Origin of the sequence: Azospirillum sp., assembly GCF_035628975.1 — a bacterium.
Lineage (GTDB): Bacteria > Pseudomonadota > Alphaproteobacteria > Azospirillales > Azospirillaceae > Azospirillum.
The window spans coordinates 1-11820 of sequence record NZ_DASPIS010000142.1; the positions used below are offsets into that span (position 1 = coordinate 1).

An 11820-nucleotide genomic window follows, 5' to 3' on the forward strand; every position below is an offset into this window, starting at 1 on the left:
AGGATGATGGCTCGGCGATCGTCGCCGCCGTCAAGCCCTGCGCCTGCGGCGCACCGCGAAGCGGCGATGGGGCTTGACCGCGCCGCCGAGCCGATCCCAAACGCATCCATGCCAGATATGCCGAAAAAGGCCGCCCCCCCCGACACACCGTCAAGCCTAAGCCTGACCTACTGACAGTCCTACTTTGCGCAAACCACTGACATTTCTATCCGCTTGCAACAAGAACCGCTCGCAAGATCGAACTGTCAGTGCGCTGCCGATTGAGAACGCTGCTGCATCGGAAAGATGTGCAGAATTTTCCAAGCCGGCCGTGAACCGACAAGACCGCCGTCGCGTCGATGACCGATGCTGTCGCTTCACCCACCGGAAACAATGGGAAAGCGACAGCCATGTCCGCACCGGCCGCACCCGGCAACTCCCCCCTGCCCTGGCTTCTGCTTCTTCTGTCGGTGACGACGGGGCTGGTCGATGCCATCAGCGTTCTTGGCCTGGGCAAGGTCTTCACCGCCAACATGACCGGCAACGTCGTCTTCCTCGGCTTCGCCGCCGCCGGCACGCCGGGTTTCCTGGTCATGCCGGCGGTGACGGCGCTGGCATCCTTCCTTGCCGGCGCCCTGATCGCCGGCCGGGTCGGTCGGATTCTGGCTGGACGGCCGATGCGGCACTGGCTGCTGGCCGCAGCCCTGTTTGAGACATCGCTGTTCTGGATCGCCGCGATCGTCGCCACCGGTTTCGATGTCGGCACGCAGGCTCCCGCTTCCGGTTTATATACGATCATCGCCCTGACAGGGTTCGCGATGGGCTTCCGCAACGCCACGGTCCGCCAGTTGAAGGTACCCGACCTCACGACGACGGTCCTGACCCTGACCCTGACCGGGCTGGCGGCCGATTCCAGCCTTGCCGGCGGCGCCAACACCAATGCGGCACGCCGGATGGCCAGCGTCGCCGCGATCTTCCTCGGTGCCGTGATCGGCGCCGTCATGGTGACGCAGAGCGGTCTGGTGCTTCCCCTGGTCGTCGTCGGCGTGCTGGTGCTGGCGGGGACCGCGGTCTGCGCGCTCCATCCGGTGGCGGCCGCGCCGGCCGTGGCCTGACGCTGGAGATCGGACCGATGAAGGCTGGCCGACTGGAGGCATTCACCGACGGGGTGGTGGCGATCGTCATCACCATCATGGTGCTGGAGTTGAAGGTGCCGGTGGACGGCAGCCTCGCCGCCTTGGCGGAGCGCATCCCCATCCTGCTGGCCTATGTGCTGTCCTTCATCAATGTCGGGCTCTACTGGAACAACCATCACCATCTGTTGCAGGCGACCGCGCGCATCGACGGGCGGGTGCTGTGGGCGAACCTGTTCCTGCTGTTCTGGCTGTCGCTGGTGCCCTTCGTCATCCGCTGGCTCGATGAAAGCGCCTTCTCGCCGGTGGCGACCGCGGCCTATGGCGTCGTCCTCGGCATGGCGGCGGTCGGCTACAACCTGACCGAACGGGCGATCGTCGCCTGCGGCGGCCGGGATTCGGCGGTGGCGCGGGCCGTCGGCTCCGACCTGAAGGGCAAGATCAGCATGGCGTTCTACGCCATGGCCATTCCCTTGGCCTTCGTCCTGCAGTCGCTGTCCATCCTGCTCTACGTGTCGGTGATCCTGCTGTGGCTGGTGCCGGACCGGCGGATCGAACGCGCTCTCGAGGAATGAAGGACGATCACCGCGTTTCGAAAAGCTCCTGGTGGAAGCACGACCGGCAACAGGGCGGTATGGAACATCCATCCGCCGATCTCCTCCGCGGTGCGGCTGGGCGGCGGGTCCGGTCATCTGCGCACTCTCCCGAAATGCATCCGAAGGCGGAAATATTTCGCTTCACAACCGGCCGCTTGCGGCCTATGATCCCGCTTCCCTGGGCGATCCCGTTCCGGCCGCCAGTTTGACCGGAATCGCATCCCCCGCCCGATTGGGGCATAGTCATCCGTCGTGTTTTGCAAGGCTCTTCCATGTCTCCCGTTCTTCGGCCGCGCAAGGCCGCGATCGCATTCATTCTGGTCACCGCAGCGCTCGACATCGTCGCGATGGGCATCGTCATTCCGGTGCTGCCGGCGCTGATCGAGGAGTTTGCCGGGCCCGATGCGCAGGCCGGCACCATCAACGGCGCGCTGGTGGCGCTGTGGGCGCTGATGCAGTTCTTCTGCTCTCCGGTGATCGGTTCGCTGTCGGACCGTTTCGGGCGGCGGCCGGTAATCCTGCTGTCGGCGCTGGGACTGGCGGTGGATTATGTGCTGATCGCGGTGGCGCCGAACATGTGGTGGCTGGTGGTCGGCCGGGCGATCGCCGGCATCACCTCCTCCAGTTTCACCACCGTCTTCGCCTATATGGCCGACGTGACGCCGCCGGAGCAGCGGGCGCGGGCCTATGGCCTGATCGGTGCCGCGTTCAGCGCCGGCTTCATTGCTGGCCCCCTCCTCGGCGGATTGTTGGGAGAGCTGTCGCCGCGCGCCCCCTTCTGGGCGGCCGGGGCGCTCAGCGGGCTGGCCTTCCTCTATGGTCTGGCCGTTCTGCCGGAATCGCTGGCGGCGGAAAACCGGATGGCCTTTTCCTGGCGCCGGGCCAATCCGTTCGGCGCGCTGCGCCTGCTGCGGTCCCACTCGGAGCTGTCGGGGCTGGCCCTGGTCAATTTCATGCTGCATTTCTCCCACAATGTCTTTCCCGCCGTCTTCGTCCTCTATGCCGCGCATCGGTACGGTTGGAGCGCCTGGGATGTCGGGCTTCTTCTGGCGGTGGTCGGCGCGCTGGACATGGTCATGCAGGGACTGGTGGTGTCCCGCGTGGTGAAGTGGCTGGGCGACCGCGGCACGATGGTGGTCGGCCTGTTCGGCGGAGCCGGCGGGCTGACCTGCATGGGGCTGGCGCCGGACGGCGGCTGGTTCGCACTGGCCATCCTGCCGAACGCGCTGTGGGGTCTGGCCATGCCGACCATCCAGTCGCTGATGACGCAGCGGGTCTCGCCCTCGGAACAGGGCCAGCTGCAGGGCGCCAACATGAGCGTGGCGAGCGTTGCCGGAATCGTATCGCCGGTTTTCTTCGGAGCGGTCTATTCCGCCTCCGTCGGGGCCGAGCCGCTGTTCCCCCATCCAGGCGCGGCCTTCGTCAGCGCGGCGCTGGTGCTGCTGGTGGGGGCGGTGATCGGCTGGGTGGTGGCGCGGCGCAACGGCCAGGCGGAAGAGGCGGACGGGGCTGCGGCCTGACCGGCGCCCCTTCCCTCTTCCCCTTCCCTGCGCCCCCTTCCCCACGGGCAACCCTTGCACCGGCTGTGGGGCGTCCCACATAGCTCCCCACACTCCCGCACAATATCCCATTGCTCCGCTGCGTTATCAGCGGTGGGAATTTGCGGGCCGACAAGGTAAGACTGTCGGCTTCCATCCGCATCGACAGCTGAGACCCGGAGAACGCGATGCTCGCGGCCCCCAACCTGTTCGCCCACCGCCCGGACCGGAGCGTGCGCCCAAAGGCGGCACCCTTCCTGCCGATGTCGCGTGCGGAAATGGACCGGCTGGGCTGGGACCAGTGCGACGTCATCGTCGTCACCGGCGACGCCTATGTCGACCATCCCAGCTTCGGCATGGCGATCATCGGCCGGCTGCTGGAAGCGCAAGGCCTGCGCGTCGGCATCATCGCCCAGCCGGACTGGAGCAGTGCGGAGCCGTTCAAGATCCTGGGCAAGCCGCGGCTGTTCTGGGGCGTGACCGGCGGCAATATGGATTCGATGGTCAACCACTATACGGCCGACCGCCGCCTGCGCCACAACGACAGCTACACGCCGAACGATGAGGGCGGCAAGCGGCCGGACCGCGCCGTCATCGTCTATTCCCAGCGCTGCCGCGAGGCCTTCAAGGACGTTCCCATCGTCCTTGGCGGCATCGAGGCGTCCTTGCGCCGCATCGCCCAGTATGACCATTGGAGCGAGAAGATCCGCCGCTCCGTCCTGGTCGATTCCAAGGCGGACATGCTGGTCTACGGCAACGCCGAACGCGCGATCATCGAGATCGCCCAGCGTGCGCTGAAGGGGGAATCGCCCAAGGCGATGACCGACATCCGCGGCACCGCCATCATGCGCTCGTCCCTGCCGGAAGGCTGGACGGTGGTCGACAGCAGCTCCATCGACGATCCGTCGGCCCCGGTGTCGCCGCGCGCCGCCGGCGCCGACCGCATGGCGGTTCGCCTTCCCAGCTACGAGCAGGTGACGGCCGACAAGGTTCTCTACGCCCATGCCAGCCGCGTGCTGCACCAGGAGAGCAACCCCGGCAATGCCCGCGCGCTGGTCCAGCGCCACGGCGACCGCGACGTCTGGCTGAACCCGCCGCCGATCCCGCTGGAAACCAACGAGATGGACGGCGTCTACGACCTGCCCTACGCCCGGGCGCCGCATCCGTCTTATGGCGATGCGCGGATTCCGGCGTGGGAGATGATCCGCTTTTCCGTCAACATCATGCGCGGCTGTTTCGGCGGCTGTTCCTTCTGCTCGATCACCGAGCATGAGGGGCGCATCATCCAGAGCCGGTCGGAAGGCTCCATCCTGCGCGAGATCGAGCATATCCGCGACAAGACCAAGGGCTTCACCGGCGTCATTTCCGACATGGGCGGGCCGACCGCCAACATGTACCGCCTCGCCTGCAAGGACAAGGAGACGGAATCCGTCTGCCGCCGTCCGTCCTGCGTCTTCCCGGACATCTGCAAGAACCTGAACACCGACCATTCCTCGCTGGTGCAGCTCTACCGCAAGGCCCGTGCGGTGCCGGGGGTGAAGAAGATCCACATCGCGTCCGGCCTGCGCTACGACCTCGCGGTCCGCAATCCGGAATATGTGAAGGAGCTGGTGACCCACCATGTCGGCGGCTATCTGAAGATCGCGCCGGAACACACCGAGCCGGGTCCGCTGGCGAAGATGATGAAGCCCGGCATGGGCGCCTATGACGAGTTCAAGCGGATGTTCGACAAGGCGGCGAAGGAGGCGGGCAAGAAGCTCTACCTGATTCCCTACTTCATCGCCGCCCATCCCGGCACCACGGACGAGGACATGATGAACCTCGCGCTGTGGCTGAAGCGGAACGGCTTCAAGGCGGATCAGGTGCAGACCTTCCTGCCCTCGCCGATGTCGCTGGCGACCGCCATGTACCACAGCGAGCGCAACCCCCTGCGCCCGGTGCGCCGCGTCGGGTCGGAGATGGTGTCGTCGGCGAAGGGCTTGAAGCAGCGCCGCCTGCACAAGGCCTTCCTGCGCTACCACGATCCGGAGAACTGGCCGATCCTGCGCGAGGCGCTGAAGCGCATGGGCCGCGAGGACCTGATCGGACCGGGTGAGGAGCATCTGATCCCAGTGTGGCAGCCGGTCGGCGCCACCGCCAAGCCGCGGGAGAAGGGGCCGAACGGCAAGACCTTCCTCACCCAGCAGGCAGGCCAGGGACGCCGCGTGGTGCCGCCGGTGGGCAAGCCGCCGGGTGCGAAACCGGCTGGGGTTGGAGGCAAGCCCTCCGGCATGAAGCCGCGCCAGACGAATTTGAAGGGTCGGTGACGGTACGGGTACACGCCACATTCCCCTCTCCCCCCGCTCTCGCGCAAGCGAAGCTTGCGCTGACGCGACAGGCGGACCTTTGGTCCGCCGAAAGCGGGGAGAGGGTCAGGGTGAGGAGGATGCGCGGCGGGACTTTGCGAGAATTCTCGCCGCGCATCCCCCTCACCCTCCCCACTTCGTGGGTCCCCTCCCTCTCCCCGGGGGAGAGAGGGCGATCATCGCCTCCTGATGCCTCTGCGCCGGCTGCTTCAAGCCGCGCACCGCATTTCCCCCAACGGCCCCTTTAGCGCCGCCTGCATGGCCGGCCCTGCCCCGGTTGGATTCTCATGGCTCTGTCGAAACGCACCCCTCGCCCGAACGCCATCCGCAGCGTCCTGGCCTTCACCTTCCGTCACTGGCGCCGCCAGACCCCGCTGGCCGTCGGCATCGCCGGGGCAATCGCCCTGTCGACGCTCGCCGACGTCTTCATGCCGCTGTTCGCCGGCCGGCTGGTCGACGCGCTGACCTTGCTGCCGGGGGACCGCGACGCGGCCCTGCACGAGGCGTTGTTCGCCTTCGGCGCCATGGTGGCGCTGGGCGTCGGCATGGTGGTGATGCGCCACATCGCCTGGAGCGGCGTCATCCCCTTCACCCTGCGCATCATGGCAGATGTCGGCCAGGACAGCTTCCATCGCATCCAGCGCTTCTCCACCGACTGGCACGCCAACAGCTTCGCCGGATCAGTGGTGCGCAAGATCACCCGCGGCATGTGGGCGCTCGACACGCTCGACGACACGCTGCTGCTGGCGCTGTGGCCGTCGCTGGTCGTTCTGATCGGCACGATGGTGACGCTGGGGCTGCATTGGCCGGCGATGGGGCTGGTGATCGCGCTCGGCACCGCCGTCTACATCGCGATGACCGTGCTGTTCTCCACCCTCTACATCGCGCCGGCCGCCCGGCTTTCCAACGCCTGGGACACCAAGCTGGGCGGAACGCTGGCCGACGCCATCGGCTGCAACGCCGTGGTCAAGGCCTTCGGTGCCGAGCCGCGCGAGGATGACCGGCTGGCCGGCGTCGTCGACAAATGGAGCCGCCGCACCCATCGCACCTGGACCCGCCACACCCGCCACAGCACCGTGCAGCTGGTGGTTCTGCTGTTGATCCGCAGCAGCGTGGTGGCGACCGCGCTGTGGCTGTGGTGGCGGGGACAGGCGACGCCGGGCGACGTGGCCTATGTGCTGACGACCTATTTCGTCGTCCATGGCTATCTGCGCGACATCGGCATGCACATCAACCATCTCCAGCGCTCCGTCAACGAGATGGAGGAACTGGTGGCGATCCATGCCGAGCCGCTTGGGGTGGAGGACCGGCCCGGCGCCCTCCCGATCCATATCCGCGACGGCGAGGTGCGCTTCGACCACGTCACCTTCCGCTATGGCGGTCACACCACGCCGCTCTACCGGGACCTGTCCGTGACCATCAAGGCGGGGGAGCGGGTCGGGCTGGTCGGGCCGTCGGGGTCGGGCAAGACCACCTTCGTCAAGCTGATCCAGCGGCTGTACGATGTGACCGACGGCCGGGTGCTGATCGACGGACAGGATGTGGCGGGGGCGACGCAGCATTCGCTGCGCTCGCAGATCGCCATTGTCCCGCAGGAACCGATCCTGTTCCACCGCACGTTGGCGGAGAACATCGCCTATGGCCGCCCCGGCGCGTCGATGGCGGAGATCGAGCGGGCGGCCAAGCTCGCCAACGCCCACGACTTCATCGCCCGCCTGCCCAAGGGCTATGGAACGCTGGTAGGCGAACGCGGTGTCAAGCTGTCGGGCGGCGAGCGTCAGCGGGTGGCGCTGGCCCGCGCCTTCCTGGCCGATGCGCCGATCCTGATTCTGGACGAGGCGACCTCCAGCCTGGATTCGGAATCGGAGGCGCTGATCCAAGAGGCGATCGAACGGTTGATGCAGGGCCGCACCGCGATCATCATCGCCCACCGCCTGTCCACGGTGCGCACGCTGGACCGCATCCTGGTCTTCAATCAGGGCCGGGTGGTGGAGGAAGGCAGCCATGCCGCCCTGCTCCACCGCACGGGTGGGCTCTACCGCCGCCTGTTCGAACAGCAGTCGGCGCCGGAGCCGGTGCGGCGCATCGGGGGCTGAGACAGCCCCCGCCCTCTCAAACAAACAGTTCCATCGTCTGCGGCACGTTGCGCGGCGTCTCCCCCGCCAGGACCGCGCGGGCGACGTCGACGGCGGCGAGGAGGCCGCTTTCGGTGAAGGGCTTGGGCAGGCAGCCGATTCCGGTGAGCGGGCCGTCCTTCTTCAGCTCGTCGCGGAACGACGTGATGAACAGGCACGGCACGCCGAGCGCGTTCAAACCACGCGCGGCGTCTATGCCGTTGGTGCCTAAGCCCAGATGCACGTCGACCAGCGCCAGGTCCGGCTTGTCGGCCTCGGCCATCTCCACCGCCTCCATCGCGGTGACGGCGGGGCCGATGACGTCGTGGCCGACCGATTCAAGGTAGAGCTGCTGTTCCAGCGCGATCAGCACCTCGTCCTCCACCAGCAGGATCTTCATCCGTCAATCTCCTCGGCGGAGGAAGCTTCCAGCAGCGGCACCGCGTCCGGCACCGGAAGCTCGATTCGGAAGGTGGTTCCCTGCGGGGTGGTGTCGATGTCCACGCTGGCCCGGATCTGGCCGGCGAGGCTGGAAACCAGGCGCATGCCCAGGCTGCGGCTCTTGCGGATGTCGAAGTTGGACGGCAGCCCCGGACCGCGGTCCGACACGGTCAGGGACAGGTCGTCGCCCTCGCGCCGGAAGGTCACCGTCACCCGTGCCGGTCCGCCTCCGCGATGCTTCACCGCGTTGGTGATCAGCTCGTTCGCGATCAGGCCCAGCGGTGCGGCGTGGTCGATCGGCAGATCGATGACCTCGGACCGCACCACGATGTCGCACATGCTCTCGCCGCCCGAGGCGCGGGCCAGATCCTCGCACAGCTCGTTCAGGTAGGTGCCGAACTCGATGGTCTGGAACTGGTCGGCCTGATAGAGCCGGTTGTGGACGCGGGCGATCGCCTCGATGCGGCTGCGGGCGTCCTGGAAATGCACCCGCACCGCCTCGTCCGGCAGGCTGAGGGTCTGCAGGGTCAGGAGGCTGGACACCAGTTGCAGGCTGTTCTTGACGCGGTGGTTGACCTCGCGCAGCAGGGTCGATTTCTGGCCGACCAGCTTGCGCAGCGCCGCCTCCATCGACTTGATCTCCGTCACGTCGATGTGCATCAGCACCGTGCCGCCGAAGGGGCCGGCCGGCATGGGGGCGGCAAGGCAGCGGAACCAGTGCTGGTTGCTGGTGACATATTCCGCCGACACCGGCGGCCCGCCGTCGCTCAGCAGCGTGCGCAAGCCGTCCATCACGTCGTCCGCCCGCGGGTCGGCGGTCTGGCCCTTGCCGCAATGGTCGAGGTAATCGTCGCCGACGATGCAGCCCTGGCCGAGGAAGGTCGTCTCCGGCCCCGCCTCCGCCCAGGCACGGTTGACCGAGACGATGTGGCCGGACCGGTCGAGCACCGCGATGAAGGCGGGCAGCGCATCCAGCGTCGCCTTGGTCTGCTCGGCCAGCTGCCGCATGGCGAGCGCGCTGGCGCGCAGCTCCTCGCGGGTGCGGCGGCGTTCGGTGATGTCGCGCAGGATCCCGGTGATGAAGCTGCGCCCTTCCGATTCCCAGCGTGCCATCGACAGTTCCAGGTCGATGTGGCTGCCGTCGCGGCGCCGTCCGGACAGTTCAACCGGCTGGGTGACGGCGTCCAGGCTGCCGGAACTGCCCGGGCCGCTGTGCTCGGCCATGGCGATCCAGTCGGGCGCGTCGTCGCCCAGCAGCACCGTCACGTTCTGCCCGATCAGCTCCTCCGGCCGATAGTCGAACTGGCGGGTTGCGGCGCCGTTCATCCACTGCACCATGCCGCGGGTGTCGGTGGTGAGGATGGCATCGGGAGCGGTATCGACGATGGCGCGGTAGCGGGCGTCGCGCTGCTCGCGCAGGACGCGCTCGCGGTTGACCGACGCGGTGACGTCGGTCACCTGGATCAGGCAGCGCGCCTCTCCTCCGGTTGCATGCGGGTGGGCGGGCAGCGGACGGATCACGACATTGTGGACCATCCGCCGCCCGTCCGGCAGGCGCAGCGGGAACAGCATCGGGTTCAGGGTGTGGGACAGCACGCCGGGCGCCCCGGTCGCCAGCGTGTCGCGCACCGCGATGTGCAGGCGCGATTCGCGCAGGTTCGGCAGCGCATCGAACAGGTCATGCCCAAGGATTTCCCGGGCGGTCAGGGTGGAGGCCTGCTCCATCCAGCCGTTCCAGTACAGGACCCGGCAATGGCGGTCGAGAAGCAGGATACCTGCATCCAGCGCCCCGAGGACGTCCAAGGCCCACATCGGTTGTTCAGGCAATCTGGGGACCATGCGGCGTTCCGGCGGATGTGGGATCTTCGGAGGCGATGCCTTCGATGAAGGCGTGGATCAGCAGCTGCAGCGACTCCAGCGAGGAGACCCCCATCAGCAAGGCGATGTAACCGCGGATGCTGCGGCTGCGGATCGTGAAGTCGATGTAGAGGAACAGCACCAGTTCATCGGAGTCCCCCGCCTTGTCCTTCAGGATGTTGGCGCCGTCGCCGCGCAGCACCGCCGGCAGCGAGATGGTCAGCCGGTCCTTCAGCGCGTTGGCGACCACGACGAGGCAGCCGTTCAGGATGATGTTGCCGATCTCCGCCAGGGCATCCTGTTCCAGATCGACGATTTCCGCCAGGGTCAGGTCGCCGCCCAGCACCGCGCGGGCCAGTTCCAGGCTGTTGGCCTCCGGAAAGATCAGCATGGCGCGTCCGTCGAAGGAGCCCTGGAACTGCTGCTCCACCGCCACCAGGCCGCTGCGTTCCCGCGCGCTCAGGAAATCGGACGCTTCCTGCCGGCTGACGATGTCCACGGTCGGGACGGACAGCAGAACCTGGTCGTTGACCATGCGGCTGAGATGAGTGGCGGCACGGCCGACCCCCATGTTCACCAACTCGGTCAGCGCATCGCGCTCCAGGTCGGTCAGTTCCACCATCTCTCGGCGCCTGTTCATTCTTGGTCTCGGCTTCACAACCGGCGCCGCCCGGCGGTCGCACCCCGAATGTGGCCTATCGACCGGGAAAAGGGCACCCCCGTCAATGTCATATGTTAAGTCGGCGACGCCATAGCCGATATAGCCGCCCCTATTCCCACAATGGTCAGCCCGACGATCCACCAACTCATGCGCCGAGTTCGGAACGTTCGGCAACATATCGGCACTCTAACGCAATATTGCTTTAGAGCCGTAATGAATTGGCTTGCCCGCTGTTCGGAGTGACGACGGGCCCCTCGCACGGCGCTTCCCCCAGGGGACTTGTCTGCAGGGGGATGGCGACTCCACATCATGCACGGCGCCTGTGCGATGGATGCCGCGCGAGGAGATGGCGCGAGGAGATGGCGATGACCCCTGAGGAACGCACCCTTCTGTCCGATCTGTTCCGCCGCCTGCGCGAGGTAGAATCCCAACCGCGCGACGGCGAAGCGGAGGACTTCATCCGCCGATCGGTCCAGGACCAGCCGCTGTCCGCCTACTACATGGCGCAGACCGTCCTGGTTCAGCAGCAGGTGCTGACTGCGGCGCAGACCCGGATCGAGGAGCTTGAACGGCAACTGCGCGACCGCCCGGCCCAGCCGGCGCCGTCCGGCGGCAGCTTCCTGTCGAACGCGCTCGGCATCGGCCGCAGCCCGTGGAGCCGGGGTGCGGAGCCGCCCTCCGCCCCTGCTCCGCAGCAGCCTCAGCCGCCTGCCGGCCGCAGCCCGTGGGCTGGCGGACCCGGCGCGGCCTACCCGCGGCAACCCTATGCGCCGCCTCCTTTCCCGCAAGCCGGCATGGCGCCCGGAATGGCCCCTGGACTCGCGCCGCGCGGCGGCGGCTTCTTCGCCGGGGCGGCACAGACGGCGGCGGGCGTGGCCGGCGGCATGCTGGCGGCGAGCGCCATCTCCTCCCTCCTGCACCATTCCCCCGGCCCCTTCGGTGAGGCGGCGGCGCAGACCCCGGTCAGCGAGACGACCAACGAGACGGTGATCAACAACAACTACGGCGGCGATCAGGTACCGCAAACCGACGCGGTGCAGGATGCATCCTACGACCCGGGCCCGCCGCCGGCAGACGATGCGTCGTTCGACGACGCGCCCTTCGATGAGGGCGGCAGCGACGGCGGGGGTGATTCCTGGATCTGACCGTCGCCTGA

The 11820-nt window shown here is 67.5% G+C and carries 9 protein-coding genes; 6 read left to right on the top strand and 3 right to left on the bottom strand.

Annotated features, from left to right (window positions below; all coding sequences use genetic code 11):
• The first annotated feature begins 389 nt into the window (after positions 1–389).
• The 5 genes from VD964_RS29040 to VD964_RS29060 all read left to right on the top strand — a co-directional run bounded on the left by VD964_RS29040 (position 390) and on the right by VD964_RS29060 (position 7687).
• Positions 390–1094, top strand: a complete 705-nt coding sequence (locus VD964_RS29040; protein WP_324871906.1) for a YoaK family protein — start codon at positions 390–392, stop codon at positions 1092–1094.
• Between the two features lie 17 nt (positions 1095–1111).
• A complete protein-coding gene (locus VD964_RS29045; RefSeq protein ID WP_324871907.1) occupies positions 1112–1687 on the top strand; it encodes a TMEM175 family protein in 576 nt (191 codons plus the stop codon).
• 293 nt (positions 1688–1980) lie between these two features.
• Positions 1981–3228 (top strand): TCR/Tet family MFS transporter, encoded by a 1248-nt coding sequence (locus tag VD964_RS29050; RefSeq protein WP_324871908.1) that lies wholly within the window; start codon positions 1981–1983, stop codon positions 3226–3228.
• A gap of 206 nt (positions 3229–3434) precedes the next feature.
• Positions 3435–5552 carry a YgiQ family radical SAM protein gene (locus VD964_RS29055; RefSeq protein WP_324871909.1) on the top strand — a complete coding sequence of 706 codons (2118 nt, stop codon included), beginning with the start codon at positions 3435–3437 and terminating at the stop codon, positions 5550–5552.
• Between the two features lie 326 nt (positions 5553–5878).
• Positions 5879–7687 carry an ABC transporter ATP-binding protein gene (locus VD964_RS29060; protein WP_324871910.1) on the top strand — a complete coding sequence of 603 codons (1809 nt, stop codon included), beginning with the start codon at positions 5879–5881 and terminating at the stop codon, positions 7685–7687.
• Between the two features lie 16 nt (positions 7688–7703).
• Here the strand turns inward: VD964_RS29060 and VD964_RS29065 are convergent, their stop codons facing one another.
• From VD964_RS29065 to VD964_RS29075, 3 genes are read right to left on the bottom strand one after another with little or no spacing between them, the layout of a single operon-like run.
• Positions 7704–8105 carry a response regulator gene (locus VD964_RS29065; RefSeq protein ID WP_324871911.1) on the bottom strand — a complete coding sequence of 134 codons (402 nt, stop codon included), beginning with the start codon at positions 8103–8105 and terminating at the stop codon, positions 7704–7706.
• Positions 8102–9958 (bottom strand): PAS domain S-box protein, encoded by a 1857-nt coding sequence (locus VD964_RS29070; protein ID WP_324871912.1) that lies wholly within the window; start codon positions 9956–9958, stop codon positions 8102–8104. Before VD964_RS29070 ends, VD964_RS29065 begins: the two co-directional genes overlap by 4 nt.
• A gap of 7 nt (positions 9959–9965) precedes the next feature.
• Positions 9966–10643 (bottom strand): chemotaxis protein CheX, encoded by a 678-nt coding sequence (locus VD964_RS29075; RefSeq protein WP_324871913.1) that lies wholly within the window; start codon positions 10641–10643, stop codon positions 9966–9968.
• A gap of 386 nt (positions 10644–11029) precedes the next feature.
• On the opposite strand from VD964_RS29075, the gene VD964_RS29080 reads away from it, so the two are divergent.
• Positions 11030–11809: a DUF2076 domain-containing protein gene (locus VD964_RS29080; RefSeq protein WP_324871914.1), complete on the top strand. Its 780-nt coding sequence runs from the start codon at positions 11030–11032 to the stop codon at positions 11807–11809.
• Positions 11810–11820 lie beyond the last annotated feature (11 nt).

Coding starts and splice junctions, on each gene's coding strand:
- VD964_RS29055 (WP_324871909.1), top strand. CDS start 3,435: ATGCTCGCGGCCCCCAACCTGTTCGCCCACCGCCCGGACCGGAGCGTG.
- VD964_RS29050 (WP_324871908.1), top strand. CDS start 1,981: ATGTCTCCCGTTCTTCGGCCGCGCAAGGCCGCGATCGCATTCATTCTG.
- VD964_RS29060 (WP_324871910.1), top strand. CDS start 5,879: ATGGCTCTGTCGAAACGCACCCCTCGCCCGAACGCCATCCGCAGCGTC.
- VD964_RS29040 (WP_324871906.1), top strand. CDS start 390: ATGTCCGCACCGGCCGCACCCGGCAACTCCCCCCTGCCCTGGCTTCTG.
- VD964_RS29080 (WP_324871914.1), top strand. CDS start 11,030: ATGACCCCTGAGGAACGCACCCTTCTGTCCGATCTGTTCCGCCGCCTG.
- VD964_RS29075 (WP_324871913.1), bottom strand. CDS start 10,643: ATGAACAGGCGCCGAGAGATGGTGGAACTGACCGACCTGGAGCGCGAT.
- VD964_RS29045 (WP_324871907.1), top strand. CDS start 1,112: ATGAAGGCTGGCCGACTGGAGGCATTCACCGACGGGGTGGTGGCGATC.
- VD964_RS29065 (WP_324871911.1), bottom strand. CDS start 8,105: ATGAAGATCCTGCTGGTGGAGGACGAGGTGCTGATCGCGCTGGAACAG.
- VD964_RS29070 (WP_324871912.1), bottom strand. CDS start 9,958: ATGTGGGCCTTGGACGTCCTCGGGGCGCTGGATGCAGGTATCCTGCTT.